Annotated in this window: 15 protein-coding genes; 10 read left to right on the forward strand and 5 right to left on the reverse strand. The window is 71.2% G+C overall.

Annotated features, from left to right (window positions below):
- The first annotated feature begins 42 nt into the window (after positions 1-42).
- Entirely contained in the window at positions 43-882 is an 840-nt protein-coding gene (locus tag ACIQOU_RS10610; protein ID WP_401535882.1) for a polysaccharide deacetylase family protein, read from the forward strand.
- A gap of 39 nt (positions 883-921) precedes the next feature.
- Here the strand turns inward: ACIQOU_RS10610 and ACIQOU_RS10615 are convergent, their stop codons facing one another.
- Entirely contained in the window at positions 922-1,581 is a 660-nt protein-coding gene (locus ACIQOU_RS10615) for a class F sortase (protein WP_401535883.1), read from the reverse strand.
- A gap of 387 nt (positions 1,582-1,968) precedes the next feature.
- Here ACIQOU_RS10615 and ACIQOU_RS10620 point away from each other — a divergent pair, with 387 nt between their 5' ends.
- Entirely contained in the window at positions 1,969-2,457 is a 489-nt protein-coding gene (locus tag ACIQOU_RS10620; RefSeq protein WP_401535884.1) for a hypothetical protein, read from the forward strand.
- A 211-nt stretch (positions 2,458-2,668) separates the two neighbouring features.
- On the opposite strand, the gene ACIQOU_RS10625 is transcribed toward ACIQOU_RS10620, so the two are convergent.
- The 3 genes from ACIQOU_RS10625 to ACIQOU_RS10635 all read right to left on the reverse strand — a co-directional run bounded on the left by ACIQOU_RS10625 (position 2,669) and on the right by ACIQOU_RS10635 (position 4,943).
- A complete protein-coding gene (locus ACIQOU_RS10625; RefSeq protein WP_401535885.1) occupies positions 2,669-3,268 on the reverse strand; it encodes a hypothetical protein in 600 nt (199 codons plus the stop codon).
- 220 nt (positions 3,269-3,488) lie between these two features.
- The gene (locus ACIQOU_RS10630; RefSeq protein WP_401535886.1) at positions 3,489-4,253 is read right to left on the reverse strand and encodes a DUF4239 domain-containing protein; all 765 of its coding nucleotides are present in this window, start codon (positions 4,251-4,253) and stop codon (positions 3,489-3,491) included.
- Positions 4,254-4,268: 15 nt separating this feature from the next.
- Positions 4,269-4,943, reverse strand: a complete 675-nt coding sequence (locus ACIQOU_RS10635) for a hypothetical protein (RefSeq protein ID WP_401535887.1) — start codon at positions 4,941-4,943, stop codon at positions 4,269-4,271.
- Between the two features lie 271 nt (positions 4,944-5,214).
- Between ACIQOU_RS10635 and ACIQOU_RS10640 the strand changes: the two genes are divergently transcribed.
- From ACIQOU_RS10640 to ACIQOU_RS10650, 3 genes are all read left to right on the forward strand, one after another.
- Positions 5,215-6,168 (forward strand): SCO0930 family lipoprotein, encoded by a 954-nt coding sequence (locus ACIQOU_RS10640; RefSeq protein WP_401536710.1) that lies wholly within the window; start codon positions 5,215-5,217, stop codon positions 6,166-6,168.
- Positions 6,169-6,445: 277 nt separating this feature from the next.
- Entirely contained in the window at positions 6,446-7,258 is an 813-nt protein-coding gene (locus ACIQOU_RS10645) for an SAM-dependent methyltransferase (protein ID WP_401535888.1), read from the forward strand.
- Positions 7,255-9,387 carry a putative bifunctional diguanylate cyclase/phosphodiesterase gene (locus ACIQOU_RS10650; protein WP_401535889.1) on the forward strand — a complete coding sequence of 711 codons (2,133 nt, stop codon included), beginning with the start codon at positions 7,255-7,257 and terminating at the stop codon, positions 9,385-9,387. Before ACIQOU_RS10645 ends, ACIQOU_RS10650 begins: the two co-directional genes overlap by 4 nt.
- Positions 9,388-9,756: 369 nt before the next feature.
- On the opposite strand, the gene ACIQOU_RS10655 is transcribed toward ACIQOU_RS10650, so the two are convergent.
- Positions 9,757-10,650, reverse strand: coding sequence for a LysR family transcriptional regulator (locus ACIQOU_RS10655; RefSeq protein ID WP_401535890.1), 894 nt, complete (start codon positions 10,648-10,650; stop codon positions 9,757-9,759).
- Between the two features lie 83 nt (positions 10,651-10,733).
- On the opposite strand from ACIQOU_RS10655, the gene ACIQOU_RS10660 reads away from it, so the two are divergent.
- The 5 genes from ACIQOU_RS10660 to ACIQOU_RS10680 all read left to right on the forward strand — a co-directional run bounded on the left by ACIQOU_RS10660 (position 10,734) and on the right by ACIQOU_RS10680 (position 16,045).
- The gene (locus ACIQOU_RS10660; RefSeq protein WP_401535891.1) at positions 10,734-11,441 is read left to right on the forward strand and encodes a succinate dehydrogenase; all 708 of its coding nucleotides are present in this window, start codon (positions 10,734-10,736) and stop codon (positions 11,439-11,441) included.
- 2 nt (positions 11,442-11,443) lie between these two features.
- Positions 11,444-13,390 carry a fumarate reductase/succinate dehydrogenase flavoprotein subunit gene (locus tag ACIQOU_RS10665; protein WP_401535893.1) on the forward strand — a complete coding sequence of 649 codons (1,947 nt, stop codon included), beginning with the start codon at positions 11,444-11,446 and terminating at the stop codon, positions 13,388-13,390.
- A complete protein-coding gene (locus ACIQOU_RS10670; protein WP_401535895.1) occupies positions 13,387-14,136 on the forward strand; it encodes a succinate dehydrogenase/fumarate reductase iron-sulfur subunit in 750 nt (249 codons plus the stop codon). Before ACIQOU_RS10665 ends, ACIQOU_RS10670 begins: the two co-directional genes overlap by 4 nt.
- A gap of 197 nt (positions 14,137-14,333) precedes the next feature.
- Positions 14,334-15,104 carry a GNAT family N-acetyltransferase gene (locus ACIQOU_RS10675; protein WP_401535897.1) on the forward strand — a complete coding sequence of 257 codons (771 nt, stop codon included), beginning with the start codon at positions 14,334-14,336 and terminating at the stop codon, positions 15,102-15,104.
- Complete coding sequence (locus ACIQOU_RS10680; RefSeq protein ID WP_401535898.1) at positions 15,104-16,045, forward strand: lysophospholipid acyltransferase family protein; 942 nt, start codon at positions 15,104-15,106, stop codon at positions 16,043-16,045. The genes ACIQOU_RS10675 and ACIQOU_RS10680 overlap by 1 nt, the downstream gene beginning before the upstream one ends.
- The last annotated feature ends 94 nt before the right edge of the window (positions 16,046-16,139 follow it).

A 16,139-nucleotide genomic window follows, 5' to 3' on the forward strand; every position in this document is an offset into this window, starting at 1 on the left:
CTGCTGTGGTGCGCCCCGGCGAGATCGGGCGACTGATGAGTCATGACGAAGGATCAGTTGCTCACGCGGCGCCGGGCCCTGCTGGCCGGCGCCGCCGCTCTGGGCGCGGCCGGCACCGCCGGCGCGCTGACGCTCGGCTCCGGCGACGCACCCCCCACCCGCGCCGCCGCCCCCGCCGCGGGCGCTCGGGCGGCCCGCCCCCTCAAGCCCTCCGCCTACCGCCTCCAGCCCCTGACCGGATACGGCGCGCCGCGCCGCGCCACCGCCCCGCTCGCGGTCCGCCACGAACCGTTCCTGCGCCTGTCCGGACACGGCCGCACCATGGTGCTCACCTTCGACGACGGCCCCGACCCGCGCTACACCCCGCACATCCTCGACACCCTCGCCGAGCACGACGTGCGCGCGATGTTCTTCGTGTGCGGGGAGATGGCCGTGGAGAACAAGGACCTGCTCGCGCGCATGTCCGACGAGGGCCATGTCGTCGGCAACCACACCTGGACGCACCCGCTGCTGACCCAGATGACCCGAGGTCAGATCCGTTCCGAGATGGAACGCACCAGCGACGTCATCGAGAGCGCCTACGGCGAACACCCCCAGTGGTTCCGCGCCCCCTACGGGGCCTGGAACCGGGCCGCCTTCCAACTCGGCGCCGAGATGGGCATGGAACCGATGGCCTGGACGGTCGACACCCTCGACTGGACCACCCCCGGCACCCGCACCATCATCGGCCGGGTCGAGGACGGCGCCGCCCCCGGCGTCGTGGTGCTCTCGCACGACGCCGGGGGCAACCGTTCCCAGAGCGTCAAGGCCATCCGGTCCTATCTGCCGGAACTGCTCGACTCCGGATACCACCTCACCGTTCCGCCGCGCCGGTTCACCTGACGGAACACGCGGGCGGCCGCCCGCCCGGTGGGGGAACGCTCAGCGGACCTCGACCAGGCGGGCGAAGGCGACGACGTTTCCGTCGTATCCGGTCTGCTTGGTGAAACCGCCGCCGCAGGTGATGACCCGCAATTCCGGGGCGCCTTTGGACGCGTAGACACGGTCGCCGGGGAAATTGTTCTTCTCGAAGACCTCGATGCCGTAGATCTCGAACACGGCCGTCTTTCGGTCCTTGCGGACCACCTCGACGCGGTTTCCCTTCTTCAGCGCCCCGAGCCCGTAGAACACGGCAGGACCCTGCCGGTTGTCGACATGGCCGACGACGACCGCGGTGCCCTTCTCGCCGGGGGAGACGGCGCCGGTGAACCAGCCCGCCAGGTTCGGGTCCTCCGGCGGCGGCGCGCCGACCCAGCCGTCCGGGTCGAGACCGACCTGCGTGACGGGCGCGTCCACCTGGATCGCCGGAATCCGCACCCGGTCCGGCACCGCGTACGCCAACGGCACCGCCTTGACGGTGGCCCCCGGCAGCCGGCTGTCCCGCGCCGCGGCGGAGGCGGGCTGCGGCGGACCGACGTCGAACTCTCCCGAACCATTCCGAAGGAGCGCGAGACCGGTCAGCAACACCAGCGCTATCACACCCCAAGGAGCACGCTTCTTGGGCTGCTGCTCCTCCTCTTCGGCCAGCTCGAACGCAGACATTCGACTTCCCCTCTCGACGCGGCCGTCGCCTCGCCATTCGCGCATACCAGAACGCTAAGTCCGGGGTGGAAAACCGGCGACGGGGGAGAAGCGAACGGGTGGCCTGCACGCCCTGCGCGCCTTTGTGAGGACGCGTTATACGCATTCCGTGTACGCCTTGTGCGCACATCCGTGCGCCATCCGAGTCGTGGTGCGAAGTTATTTTCTGACGGTCCGTGACCTGCGGTGATATCCCATGGCGCGGTAAAAGCCCGGCACACCGCTCACCAGGACGGACCATCGCCGAAATGCGCTTGCGCGCGGGGCGTCTGAGGGTCTGTCTGGGAGGCGCTTTCTCGCCGATCGACCGGGGAACGGCCCCCGGGGGCGTCTTCCGCGGAGGATCACATGCGTAGCACTCGTGCCCTGGCGGCCTCTGCCGTCACGGTCGCCGTCCTCGGGCTCGCCACCCCCGAGGCCGGCGCGTGGGACAACAACCCGAGCAACATCGTGGCCATGCCCAGCGCCATCGCCCGGGGCGGGCAGATGACGGTCACCGTCGACGGCTGCCGCGACGGCGGCACCATGAGATCACGCGCCTTCTCGGAGACCTCGCTGTCGCCCCTCAACGGCGCCAGGGAGACCTCGCGGGGCATCGCACGCATCCACGAGGACATCAGCCCCGGCTCCTACGACATCACCGTGGACTGCCGGGGGCGCACCCTGACCCGGCCGGCCGCGTTCACCGTCATCGGCGGTGTCCGGGGCGGGCTCGGTGGCAGCAGCACCTCGGGTGCCACGCCGGCCGACATGGCGATCGGCGGCGGTCTTGTGGCCGCCGCGGTGGTCGGCGGCGGGCTGTTCTGGATGCGGCGGCGGACCGAGCGCCGCATCTGACGGCGCGCGCGACAGGGGCCCGGCCTCTCCCCCTTCGGAGGCGGGCCCCTTTGTCGGGTCCGGGCCCGGTCGGCGCCGCGCACCCTGACGCGTGCGTTCCTCGTGTACGCCTGCGTCCCTTGTGCGAAACCCCCAAGAACCCTGACGCGCAACGGAGTTCGCCCCGGACCCTGCCCAGGGTCCGGGGCGAACACCGTGCACGGGACACCGGTCAGGCGGAGTCCTCACCCGAGCGGCGCCGTGAGAAGTGGTACGCCGCCCCGACCGAGCCCGCGACAAGGGCCGCGCCGAGACCGAGTTCCTTGAGGTCGAACCCGGCCACGGAGCCGCCCTCACCGGCGTGCACACCCCGGTAGGGGCCGTCGCGGTACCGGTCGCCGTCGTACTCCCCGTGGTCACGGCCCTCGTCCCGGTCATGGCCTTGGCCCTGGTCGTGCCCCTGGTCGTGATCGGGCTGTCGGCCGCCCGCGATCGTCACCTCCTTGGAGCCGCTCACGCCGTCACACGTGAACGTCACCTGGTACGCCGCCCGCGGCCGGGCGTCCCAGTCCACCGTCACCTGCGCCGAGGACTGCCCCGGGCGGATGGTGACGGTGTCGAAGACACCCGACGTGGCCGTCACCGGCCCCTTGCAGTGGCCCCGGTCCCGGTCGACATGGAGGGTGAGCCGGCCGCCCGCCGCGATCGTGGCGGGCTGGACACCGAACCCGAACGGGGTGTCACGGTCGCCGTTCGCGGAGGTGGACGGTGCGCAGAGCGTGAGGGCGCCGACGCCCAGCAGTACGGCCGAAGCGACGCGTATCGCGCGCATGGTGGTCCTCCAGGTCCCCGAGGAGCAGCCGCGGACCTTTTCCGCTCACGTCGTCAATGCACCTCGATGTCCAAAACGCTAGGAACACTTGTGCGTGCGCGCGATCGCAGTCGTGCGAATGGGGCAAGCGTGTGGGCCGCTCAGGGGACGGCCGGTCCTGCGGCAGGGGGACGCCGTCGGCGTGGCGGACGCCCCCCTCGGCTCCTCGGGTGAGGGACCGTCAGCCCTTGATCTGCGGGAAGAGATCCAGGAACGGCTGGGTCGAGGCCGCGATGCCCCGGCTGTAGGGCGAGTCGAAGTCCCAGATCAGGAACAGCAGGAACGCGATCAGCGCGGAGAAGAGCCCGGCCAGGATCAGTTCCCGGGCGGTGCGCCGGATCTGGAGCGCGAAGACCATGCCGATGGTGATGACGGCGCCGGTCAGCAGCCCGAACCAGACCACGTCGGGCATGGTCGCGCCCAGCGAGTTCTGCCGGTCGGCGCGCGCCTCGGCCGCCGTGCCGAGCTGGTCGAGGAGCGGCTGATAGGCCTGCGCCTCGAAGTCCGTCTTCGGCTGGTAGTCGGTGACGTCGTCGCGCAGTTGCTGGAAGAGCGCGTCGCCGCGCGCGGTCATCCGGTCGTGGTCGGCCATCGACCTCCACTCGGTGTGGACGACTTGTCCGACATAGGCGTTGACATCGTCCCGAATGCGGTCGCGGACGTCGGGCGGGTAGACCCGCACCCGCTCCGAGATCTCGTGCAGCGCGACGGCCTCCGTCTGGACGTGGTCCTGGGCGGTGCCGCGCGACTCCCACACCCCGGCCATGGCCAGGCCCAGGACGATGGCGTAGACGACGCCGATCCACATCGTCATGTACTCGATGACGTCCGGGGTCTCGCTGGTGTCCTCGTCGGCGTCCGCCCGGCGGGTGCGCACGAAGGTGACGGCGACGACGACGAGACAGGCGCCGAGCATCGCGAGGGTGAGAACAAGCCAATCCGGCAAGAGATGCCTCCAGATTCAGCGGGGCCGCAGAGCGGCGACGGCGATCACGGCGGGCGCCGTGATCAACAGGACATAGGTGACCGGCGACGTCGTCCCCCGGACCGGCCGCTGGGGCGGCCGCGCCTGGTAGTGCGGATACGTCACCGGCGTGACGGACGGCCGCGGGGAGGGCTTGGCCGACGGCTTCGCAGTCGGCGTCGGCGTCGGCTCCGGGGTCGGGGTGAGTGTCGGGGTCGGAGTGAGGGTGGGTGCAGGGGTGGGCGCCGGTGCCGGGAGCGGCGGCGCGGGCCGAGGGGACGGCGCGGGCGGCCTGGGCGTCGGGGTGGGTGTCGGGGTCGGCGTCGGCTCGGGAGTCGGCGTCGGCTTCGGGGGCGGGGTGGGAGTGGGCGTGGGGGTCGGGGTGGGCGTGGGTGTAGGGGTCGGGGTGGGTGTCGGGGTCGGGGGGCAGGGGGTGGGTTTCGGGGGCGGCGGCTTCGGGGTGGGCCTCGGGCAGGCCGGCGGCCAGGGCCGGTGATGGTGGTGGCCGCCCGCGATGGCCACCGCGTCGGTGCCGTCCGGGCCGGTCGACGCGTACGCGCAGGCGTCGGCCCTCGCCACACCGACCGGCGCGCCCACCAGCAGCCAGGTCAGTGCGACCAGCGCCAAAACCCGCGCGGCCAGGGCGGATTGGGTCGGTTCGGGTTGATGCACGACGGTGATCATGAGGCCTCGGACGCCCGGGAGCACCATGGCGGAGAAGGATTGCTTCGAATGGGGGAATCTGCCCGCACTGCGGTTTGATCCGCGCACACCCCTGTGGGCGGCAACTATGTACAGCTGTACGAAACAAGGGCCCCACGCGTCGGCCCCGAAAAGAAATGTGCGAGGCGGTTGAACACGACCGCCTCCTCCGTGCGTACCCCATGTCGTGCGGCGGCGCAGCAGGGCGCTGCAACACCGTTGTGATGATGGGGAGTTGACGATGAAGACCTCCTGGCGGAGCGCCTCACTCGTGGCAAGCGCGGTGGCGGTAATGGCGCTGACGACGGCGTGCGGTCAGGAAAGCGCCCCTTCCGTGGGCAGCCAGAACGTGGGCGCCTCGGCCCCCGCGGGCGGCATCGGCGGCGTCGGAACGGGCGCCAGCCCCAGCGCGAGCAACGGATACGGGGCCGACGGGCAGCAGGGCTCCGTGGGCCAGGCCGCAGCGGCCGGCAAACTCGCCGTCTCCCAGAACGCCGAGCTGGGCAAGATGCTCACCGACGGCGGCGGACGCACCCTCTACCGCTTCGACGACGACACCGCCGAGCCCCCCAAGTCGAACTGCGACGGCGACTGCGCCACCGCCTGGCCGCCGGTGCCCGCGGACGACGCCACGGCCGGCGCCGGGATCGACAAGGCCCTGCTCGGCGAGGTCACCCGCGCCGACGGCAGCAAGCAGCTGACCATCGGCGGCTGGCCCGCGTACCGCTACGCGAAGGACATCAAGTCCGGCGACACCGTCGGCCAGGGCGTGGGCGGCAAGTGGTTCGCGCTGGCCCCCGACGGCAAGAAGGCGACCCTCGCCAGCCTGCCGGGCCTGTCCACCCGCAAGGACGCCAAACTCGGCGAGATCGTCGTCGACAAGAACGGCCGCACCGTCTACCGCTTCCTCAAGGACGAGGCCTGGCCCAAGCCGGTCTCCGCCTGCACCGGTACCTGCCTGGAGAAGTGGCCGGCCGTCAGCCCCGTCGCGAACGACGACACCAAGGGCGTGCAGAAGAAGGGCCTGATGAGCTTCACCCGGCCCGACGGCGTCAAGCAGCAGACCATCAACTGCTGGCCCATCTACACCTTCTCCGGCGACAAGGCCACCGGGGACACCAACGGCCAGGGTGTGGGCGGCACGTGGTATGTCGTCGCACCCGACGGGAAGCCGATCGGCGCGCCCGCGCAGTAGCCGCTCAGCTCACCCGGGGCCACCATCCCGGGGTGCCGCGCACGCGACCGACCGGCCGGCCCGCGTCCTTCCGTACCGAACGGAAGGACGCGGGCCGTTTTGCTGTCGTTCAAGGGAATTCATCATCATTCCTCATGACCGGTGCCCGGATGAATTGGGCAAGTGCCGCAGGCAGTGACCGGGAACGGATGGTCAATTTCCGTTTCGACTCGCTCTGTTGGCAAGCGATCAGTAGCCTCAGCTCGAACACCGGATCGCCTACGCCGTGGAGAGACAGATGGAGCGTCCCGCCTGGGCCCCACGAAGCATCGACATCTCGGTGCCGAGTGTGTCGCGTATCTACGACTACTACCTGGGCGGTTCGCACAACTTCGAGGTCGACCGGGAAGCGGCGCGAAAGGCCATGGAGTTCCTGCCGGGAGTTCCCAAGATCATGCAGGCGAATCGGGCGTTCATGCGCCGCGCGGTGCGGTACGCGGCCGGGCAGGGCATCACCCAGTTCCTGGACATCGGCTCGGGCATCCCCACCTTCGGCAACGTCCACGAGGTCGCCCAGTCCCTCGTGCCCGGCGCCCGTGTCGTCTACGTCGACCACGATCCGGTGGCCGTCGCGCACAGCCAGGCGGTCCTCGACGGCAACGCGGACGCGGAGGTCGTCGCCGCCGACCTCCTGGGGCCGCAGGAGATACTCGCCAGCGACGCAGTACGGCGCCTGATCGACCTGAACCGTCCGGTGGCACTGCTCCTCGTTGCCATACTGCACTTCGTGGAAGACGTGGAGGAGGCCCGGGCGGCGGTGCGGGAGCTGCGCGACGCGTGCGCGCCCGGCAGCCTGCTGGTGCTCACGCACGCCTCGTTCGAGGGGGTCGCGGTGGCGCCGGAGCGGGCCGAGGGCTTCGTCGACGTGTACAAGGACATTCGCAACCCACTGATCATGCGCTCGCGCGAGGAGATCGCGCGGTTCTTCGAGGGGTACGAGATGGTGGAACCGGGACTGGTGCCGATGCCCGACTGGCGGCCGGACACTCCACCGGAGGACGAGGACCCCTACGCCTTCTCGGGGTTCGCCGGCGTCGGGCGCACGGCGTGAGCGCGGAGCCGGACGGGCCGGAGGGCAGACTGCGCAGGTTCGCGACGATCTGGAGCCGGGCCGTGTTCCCGGTGACGTCGACCTCGCTGACCCGCCCGGAGCTGGAAGAGGTGCTGCTGCCGCTCGCCCGGCGGCTGAGCGACGCCCTGCACACCCGGGGCCTGGACGCCGAGGAGGGCCGCGCGGTCGGCGCCGCCCTGGTCCGCGCGCACTGCACCGACCCCGAGGCGCTCAGCTCCACGCTGGACTGCGTCGACGCCTATCTCGTCCTGTACTGCGGGCGCGACGGCGACCCCCAGGATCTGCGGGCCCGCGCCTCACGCCTCCAGCACGCCATGGCCGCCGGGTACGCGCAGGCGCTGCGGGAGCGGACGTTGGCGGAGCAGGAGGCCATCTCGAAGGCCGCCCTGAAGGCACAGAGCATGGTCGCCGAGGCCCTGCACGCGAGCGAGGCCCGCTTCCGCGCGGTCTTCGAGGGCGCCGCCATAGGCATCGGCATCGCCGACCTGGACGGCAACATCCTCCAGGTCAACAAGGCGTTGCTGCGCATGTTCGGGCTCTCCGAGGAGACCATCAGGGGCCGCCGGGTCACCGACTGGACGCACCCCGAGGACGCCCCGCAGACCTGGACGCTCTACGACGAGCTGGTGCGCGGCGAACGCGAGCACTACCACCTGGAGAAGGCGTTCTCCCGTACCGACGGAACGGTCCTGTGGACCAACCTGACGGTCTCCCTGCTGCGCGACGCGGACGGCTCCCCGCAGTACCAGCTGGCCCTGATGGAGGACACCACCGAGCGCCGCCTGCTCAACCTGCGGCTGCGCTACGAGGCCACCCACGACGCGCTCACCGGCCTGCCCAACCGGACGTTCTTCTTCGAACGCCTGGAGAAGGCGCTCGGCGCCGGTACCGGCCAGCGCTTCGGCCTGTGCTACCTCGACCTCGACGGCTTCAAGACCGTCAACGACAGCCTCGGCCACGCCGCCGGTGACCGGCTGCTCGTCGAGGTCGCCGACCGGCTCCAGGCCTGCGCGACCGCCCCCGGCGAGATGGTCGCCCGGCTCGGCGGCGACGAGTTCGTGGCGCTGACCACGGGACCCGGTACCGAGAACGAGGTCGACGAACTGGCCTCCCGCATCATGAACGCCATGGTCGCCCCCATCAGCGTCGACGGCCGTGAACTGACCGTGCGCGGCAGCATCGGCATCGTCGAGGGCCCGGCGGGGGAGCGCAGCCCGGCGGAGGTGCTGCGCAGCGCCGACATCACGATGTACCGCGCCAAGTCGGCGGGCGGCAACCGTTTCGAGCTGGCCGACCCCGAGGCCGACGCCCGCGTCATCACCCGGCACGGCCTGACGACGGCCCTGCCGACGGCGTTGGACCGGGGCGAGTTCTTCATCGAGTACCAGCCGCTGGTGCACCTCGGCGACGGCAGTGTGCGCGGCGCCGAGGCCCTGGTCCGCTGGCTGCACCCGCAGCACGGGGTGCTCGGCCCCGACCGTTTCATCCCGCTCGCCGAACACACCGGCCTGATCGTGCCGTTGGGCCGCTGGGTCCTGGAGCAGTCGGTACGGCAGGCCCGCGAGTGGCGCGAACGGTACGCCGACGCCGGGCCGTTGCGGATCAACGTCAACCTGTCGCCCTGCCAGCTCACCCATCCCCGTCTGGTCCAGGACACGGTGGAGATCCTGGAGCGCACCGGCGTCGATCCCGGCGTGCTCTGCCTGGAGGTCACCGAGTCGGCCCTGATCGGCGCCGACGACGACCTTCTGAAGCCGTTGCGCCGACTGGCCGAGATGGGCGTCGACATCGCCCTCGACGACTTCGGCACCGGCTACTCCAACCTCGCCAACCTGCGCCGACTCCCGGTGAGCGTCCTCAAGCTGGACCGTTCCTTCACCCAGGGCATGCAGCAGTACCCGGCCGACCCGGTCGACCTGAAGATCGTCGAGGGCATCGTCGCCCTGGCCCACAGCCTCGACCTCTCGGTGACAGTGGAGGGCGTGGAAACCGGCGCCCAGGCCGACCAACTCCGCCTCCTGGGCTGCGACACAGCCCAAGGCTGGTACTACGCCCGCCCGGGCCCCCCAGAACACCTACACAACTTGACCCTGACAGACGCAACGTAGAACCAACGGGGGACGGGAGGCGCGCAGGGCTGCGGAGATGGAGTAGGGGGCGGGGGCTGCTGTTGATGCGCGGCGCAGCCGGGCTTTTAAGGGGCGCGGGGCTGTGTCTGATATGCGGCTCCGCCGCGTGGGCGCGAGCAACCACCCCACGACCGTGCGCCCGAATCGGCCGGAAGTCCCCACGGCGCAGCCGGGCATTTAAGGGGCGCGGCGCAGCCGCGCATTTAAGGGGCGCGGGGCTGTGTCTGATATGCGGCTCCGCCGCGTGGGCGCGAGCAACCACCCCACGACCGTGCGCCCGAATCGGCCAGAAGCCCCCACGGCGCAGCCGGGAAACCGAGGCGCCCGGGGCGCACCCGGCACGGCCCGCTACCGTTCCAGCAGCATGCGCTGAAGCTCCCGCGCCGCCCGAGGCGGAGCAACGTCACTGCGATGCGCCAACGCGATCGTGCGGGCCAACCCGGGCCGGGCCAGCGGCGTCACCCGCAACCCCCGCCCCACCCGCGTGGCAACCATCCGCGGCACCACCGCAACCCCCAGCCCCGCCCGCACAAACCCCAGCACCGCATCCATCTCCCCGCCCTCGACAGCGAACGACGGCTCGAACCCAGCGGAGCGACACGCGGCGACGGTCAACTCCCGCAAGTCGTACCCGTGCCGGAACATCACCAGCCGTTCCCCCTCCAGGTCGGAGATCCGCACCGCCCGCCGCCCCGCGACACCCCCACCCGGCGCGGCCGCCTCCGGCGACGACACCACCACCAGATCCTCCCGCAGCAGCTCCACCGTGGTCAGCGCGGGCGACCCCGGCGGCAACGGCAGCACGATCAGCGCGAGATCCAGCGCACCCCGCGCCAACTCCCGCACCAGGTCGTGCGATCCGCCCTCCTCCACCAGCAACTGGATGCCGGCATACCGGTCGTGGAAGGCGCGCAGCACATCCGGCAGCAGCCCGGTGCACAGACTCGGCGTCGCCCCCAGCCGCACCCGCCCACCGCGCAACTGCACCAGTTCCTGCACCTCGTACCGGGCCGTGTCCGCGTCGGCGAGGATGCGCCGGGCGAGCGGCAGCAACGCCTCCCCGGCGTCGGTCAACGTGATGTTGCCGCGCGCCCGCAGGAACAGCCCGGCGCCCAACTCCCGTTCGAGCGCCTTGATCTGCTGGGACAACGACGGCTGGGCCACATGGACCAGCTCGGCGGCCCGGGTGAAGTGGCGGGTCTCGGCGACGGCCACGAAGTACTGAAGCTGCTGGAACTGCACCCCACCACCATAGCCCCTGCCTATCGAAACCAGCCGGACCATGTCTTGGACCGATCGGCGTCCTCGCCCGTAGCGTGCTGGACATGGCTCTGGCAACGCGGACGGACCGACGGCCGTCGCTCGCACGCACCGTGTGGGACAGCTCCGTCGGCAAGAAGACGGTGATGGCCGTCAGCGGCCTGATCATGCTGCTCTACCTGGTCGTCCACATGATCGGGAACCTGAAGATCTACTTCGGGGCGAGCGAGTTCAACCACTACGCGCACTGGCTGCGCACCGTCGGCGAGCCGTTCATGCACGACGAGTGGACGCTCTGGCTGGTCAGGATCGTGCTGGTGGCCGCCGTCGTCGCGCACGCCACGGCCGCCTACCAGCTCAGCCGCCGCGACCTCAAGGCCCGCCCCACGACGTACGCGCACAAGAAGGCGCGGGCCAGCTACGCCACCCGCACCATGCGCTGGGGCGGGGTCATCCTCGGCCTGTTCATCGTCTGGCACATCCTCGACCTGACGACCGGGACCGTGCACAGCGGCGGCTTCCAGGAGGGCCACCCCTACCAGAACGTCGTCGACACCTTCTCCACCTGGTACGGCAACGTCATCTACATCGTCGCGATGCTCGCGCTCGGCCTGCACGTACGCCACGGCTTCTGGAGCGCCGCCCAGACCCTCGGCGTCGGCAGCCGCACCCGCGACCGCGCCCTCAAGGCCACGGCCAATGTCCTCGCAGCTCTGCTCACGGTCGGCTTCCTCGCCGTACCCGTGGGCGTCATGATCGGAGTGGTGAGCTGAACATGACGTACACCGACTACACGACCGGCGCCCCTGCCGTCGACACCAAGGCCCCCGCCGGGCCGATCAACGAGCGCTGGGACACCCGCCGTTTCGAGGCCAGGCTCGTCAGCCCCGCCAACCGGCGCAAGCACACCGTGATCGTCGTCGGCACCGGGCTCGCGGGCGGCTCGGCCGGTGCCACCCTCGCCGAACAGGGCTACCACGTCGTCCAGTTCTGCTACCAGGACTCCCCGCGCCGGGCCCACTCCATCGCCGCCCAGGGCGGGATCAACGCGGCGAAGAACTACCGCAACGACGGCGACTCCGTGCACCGGCTCTTCTACGACACCGTCAAGGGCGGCGACTTCCGGGCCCGCGAGTCCAACGTCCACCGGCTGGCACAGATCTCCGTCGAGATCATCGACCAGTGCGTGGCGCAGGGCGTGCCGTTCGCCCGCGAGTACGGCGGACTCCTCGACACCCGGTCCTTCGGCGGCGTCCAGGTCTCCCGCACGTTCTACGCGCGCGGCCAGACCGGCCAGCAACTCCTGCTCGGCGCCTACCAGGCACTCTCGCGGCAGATCGCCGCCGGGAACGTCGAGATGCACCCCCGCACCGAGATGCTCGACCTCCTCGTCATCGACGGGCGGGCCCGCGGGATCGTCGCCCGGGACCTCGTCACCGGGACGATCGACACCTACCTCGCCGACGCCGTCGTTCTCGCCAGCGGCGGCTACGGCAACGTCTTCTACCTGTCGACGAACGCCATGAACTCCAACGCCACCGCGATCTGGCGGGCGCACCGGCGCGGCGCCCACTTCGCCAACCCCTGCTTCACACAGATCCATCCCACCTGCATCCCGCGCACCGGCGACCACCAGTCGAAGCTGACCCTGATGAGCGAGTCGCTGCGCAACGACGGCCGGATCTGGGTGCCGAGGGCCAAGGGCGACGCCCGGCCGCCGCACCAGATCCCCGAGGACGAGCGCGACTACTACCTGGAGCGGATCTACCCCGCCTTCGGCAACCTCGTCCCGCGTGACATCGCCTCTCGCGCCGCGAAGAACGTCTGCGACGAGGGACGCGGCGTCGGACCCGGCGGGCAGGGCGTCTACCTGGACTTCGCCGACGCCATCGCCCGCATGGGACGGCCGGCCGTCGAGGCCAGGTACGGCAACCTCTTCGACATGTACCAGCGGATCACCGACGAGGACCCCTACCGGGTGCCCATGCGGATCTACCCCGCGGTGCACTACACGATGGGCGGACTGTGGGTCGACTACGACCTCCAGACCACCGTCCCCGGCCTGTTCGCGATCGGCGAGGCCAACTTCTCCGACCACGGCGCGAACCGGCTCGGCGCCTCCGCCCTGATGCAGGGCCTGGCCGACGGCTACTTCGTGCTCCCCGCGACCATCAACGACTATCTCGCCCGCCACCCCCACCAGGAGCCGGTGACCCCTCAACACCCGGTCGTGGAGGAGGTGTTGGCGGAGACCGAGGACCGTCTGAACCTGCTGCTCGCGGTGGACGGCGACCGCACCCCCGACTCCTTCCACCGTGAACTCGGGGAACTGATGTGGGAGTTCTGCGGCATGGCCCGCACGGACGCCGGACTGCGCAAGGCACTTGAGCGCATCCCGCAGATCCGCGAGGAGTTCTGGCGCCGGGTGAAGGTGCCGGGCACCGGCGAGGAGTTCAACCAGTCGCTGGAGAAGGCCAATCGGGTCGTCGACTACCTGGAGCTGGCCGAGCTGATGTGCCTCGACGCGCTGGCCCGCGCGGAGTCCTGCGGCGGCCACTTCCGCGAGGAGTCCCAGACAGCCGACGGCGAGGCCGCGCGCCGCGACGACGCGTTCGGGTACGCGGCGGCCTGGGAGTTCACCGGCACCGGTGCCGCGCCCGTCCTGCACAAGGAAGACCTCGTCTTCGAGTACGTCCACCCCACCCAGCGGAGTTACGCATGAGGCTCACCCTGCGCGTCTGGCGGCAGCGGAACGCCGACGCCGACGGCGCGATGTCCACGTACGAGGTGGACGGCATCTCGTCCGACATGTCGTTCCTGGAGATGCTCGACACCCTCAACGAGGAGCTGATCCTCAAGGGCGAGGACCCGGTCGCCTTCGACCACGACTGCCGTGAGGGCATCTGCGGGGCGTGCGGTGTCGTCATCAACGGGGACGCGCATGGGCCCGAGCGGACCACGACATGTCAGTTGCACATGCGATCTTTCGCGGACGGGGACACGATCGACGTCGAGCCGTGGCGGGCCGGGGCGTTTCCGGTGGTCAAAGATCTGGTCGTCGACCGGTCGGCGTTCGATCGGATCATCCAGGCCGGGGGATACATCACGGCTCCCACCGGGGCGGCGCCCGAGGCGCACGCCACCGCCGTGCCGCGGGATGCCGCCGAGTCCGCGTTCGAGCACGCGGAGTGCATCGGGTGTGGGGCGTGTGTGGCGGCGTGCCCCAATGGGGCGGCGATGTTGTTCACTTCCGCGAAGGTGAATCATCTGAACGTGTTGCCGCAGGGGGCCCCTGAGCGGGAGACACGGGTGTGGGACATGGTGGGGCGGATGGATGAGGAGGGGTTTGGTGGGTGCACGTTGGCGGGCGAGTGTGCGACGGCTTGTCCCAAGGGGATTCCCCTCGTGTCCATCACCCGCATGAACCGGGAGTGGCTCCGGGCCGCCCGCCGGGTGGGGGAGGGGTAGGGGGCAGGCGGTGCTGGCATCGTCGCCGGGCGTTGGTCGGATGGAGCCCCCCCTTCTCCTGGGGGAGTCGTTCAGGAAGCTCACACTCGGGCTCTCTGTGGGGGACACTCGAAGGTCAGGCTGGGTCGGGAGAACTGGGGCGGCGGGTCGAATGCCCCATCGGTCCGCCGACACCGGACCGCGACCAGGAGAGAGCCATGACCGGCGTTTCCACGCTCGACCGTCCCCTGAAGCCCGCCGCACCCCTCCGCTACACCGTCACCCTCGCCCGCGACGAAGCCGACGTACGGGCCGCGCAACGGCTGCGGCACGAGGTGTTCGCCGGGGAGATGGGCGCCCTGCTCGCCACCCCCCAACCGGGTTACGACATCGACCCGTTCGACGCCTTCTGCGACCACCTGATGGTGCGCGAGGAGACCACAGGGCAGGTCGTCGGTACTTACCGGCTGCTGCCCCCGGAGCGCGCCGCCGTCGCCGGACGCCTCTACTCCGAGGGCGAGTTCGACCTCAGCGCCCTCGACGCGATCCGCCCCGGCATGGTCGAGGTCGGCCGTTCCTGCGTCCACCCCGACCACCGCGACGGCGCCGTCATCGGCCTCATCTGGGCCGGCATCGCCCGCTACATGGTCGACCGGGGCCACGAGTGGCTGGCCGGATGCTGCTCGATCCCGCTGGCCGACGGCGGCGCCCTCGCCTCCGCGACCTGGGACCGGGTCGCCGACAAGCACCTGGCGCCCCAGGAGTTCCGGGTCCGCCCGCTGCTGTCCTGGGTCCCCGACCTGGCCGCGCCCGCCGCCCGCACCGAACTCCCCGCCCTGCTGCGCGGCTACCTCCGCCTCGGCGCCTGGGTGTGCGCGCCGCCCGCCCACGACCCGGACTTCGGCGTCGCCGACCTCTATGTGCTGCTGTCGATGCGCCGGGTCAACTCCCGCTATCTGCGGCACTTCCTCTCGCTCGTCCCGGCCTGATGAGCGGCTGGCTGCCCGGCGCGCCCTGCACCCCGGGGGCGTGCATCGAGACGGAGCGGGCCGGCACCTCCGCCGTCCCGCGCGCCGTGCTGCGGGTGACGGCCGTCGTCGCCCTGCTGCTCGTCGGGATCGCGCTCGCCGCGATCGGGCGGCGGCTGCCGACCCGGCTGGTGCGGGCCTGGTGCCTGGCGATCGTGCGGGCGGCGGGCGTGCGGGTGCGGATCAACGGCGCCGCCGCCTCCACCGGCGGGCTGCTGCTGGTCGCCAACCACATCTCCTGGCTGGACATACCGCTGCTCGCCGCCGTGCGCCCGGCCCGCATGCTGGCCAAGTCGGAGATCCGGCGCTGGCCCGTGGTGGGCCCGCTGGTGGCCCTCGGCGGGGTCCTGTTCATCCAACGGGACCGGCTGCGCGCCCTGCCCGACACGGTCGCCCGCATCGCCGACGCGCTGCGCTGCGGGCAGGCCGTGGCCGTGTTCCCCGAGGGCAGCACCTGGTGCGGGCAGGCGCAGGGCTCCTTCCACCGCGCGGTGTTCCAGGCCGCCCTGGACGCCGGTGTGCCCGTCCAGCCGGTGCGGCTGCGCTACCGCGTCGAGGGCGGAACGGCGAGCACGACCCCGGCGTTCGTCGGCGAGGACTCGCTGCTGGCGTCGGTGTGGCGGGTGGCGTCCGCGCGGGGCCTGGTGGCCGAGGTCGACGTCCGTGACGTTCTCCCGCCCGGCGGGCACGACGACCGGCGTTCACTCGCCCGGGCCGCGCAGCCCGGGAAGGCCCCGCAGCCGGACTGGACGCACGTCGTCCTGGTGGCCCGCACCCGGACCAAGACCCCCGGTCCGACCCCGCCGATCCGGCCACGCGCGGTGGGCCTGGCCTACCGGGACATCATCCGCCGCACCCGCACCACCGCCCCACGCACGACCAACTCCCCAGCCGACGCCTGACGTTCCGCACCCTTCCCCGGCGACCGAAGCCCGATCGCCGGGCCCCGTCACCTCGGCTGAACGGGGCACGCCGCCGGCGGTGGAGCCGTTCACC

It is taken from the genome of Streptomyces sp. NPDC091279 (genome assembly GCF_044757465.1).
Lineage (GTDB): Bacteria > Actinomycetota > Actinomycetes > Streptomycetales > Streptomycetaceae > Streptomyces.

Coding starts and splice junctions, on each gene's coding strand:
- ACIQOU_RS10645 (WP_401535888.1), top strand. CDS start 6,446: ATGGAGCGTCCCGCCTGGGCCCCACGAAGCATCGACATCTCGGTGCCG.
- ACIQOU_RS10620 (WP_401535884.1), top strand. CDS start 1,969: ATGCGTAGCACTCGTGCCCTGGCGGCCTCTGCCGTCACGGTCGCCGTC.
- ACIQOU_RS10670 (WP_401535895.1), top strand. CDS start 13,387: ATGAGGCTCACCCTGCGCGTCTGGCGGCAGCGGAACGCCGACGCCGAC.
- ACIQOU_RS10640 (WP_401536710.1), top strand. CDS start 5,215: ATGAAGACCTCCTGGCGGAGCGCCTCACTCGTGGCAAGCGCGGTGGCG.
- ACIQOU_RS10665 (WP_401535893.1), top strand. CDS start 11,444: ATGACGTACACCGACTACACGACCGGCGCCCCTGCCGTCGACACCAAG.
- ACIQOU_RS10675 (WP_401535897.1), top strand. CDS start 14,334: ATGACCGGCGTTTCCACGCTCGACCGTCCCCTGAAGCCCGCCGCACCC.
- ACIQOU_RS10615 (WP_401535883.1), bottom strand. CDS start 1,581: ATGTCTGCGTTCGAGCTGGCCGAAGAGGAGGAGCAGCAGCCCAAGAAG.
- ACIQOU_RS10660 (WP_401535891.1), top strand. CDS start 10,734: ATGGCTCTGGCAACGCGGACGGACCGACGGCCGTCGCTCGCACGCACC.
- ACIQOU_RS10680 (WP_401535898.1), top strand. CDS start 15,104: ATGAGCGGCTGGCTGCCCGGCGCGCCCTGCACCCCGGGGGCGTGCATC.
- ACIQOU_RS10610 (WP_401535882.1), top strand. CDS start 43: ATGACGAAGGATCAGTTGCTCACGCGGCGCCGGGCCCTGCTGGCCGGC.
- ACIQOU_RS10625 (WP_401535885.1), bottom strand. CDS start 3,268: ATGCGCGCGATACGCGTCGCTTCGGCCGTACTGCTGGGCGTCGGCGCC.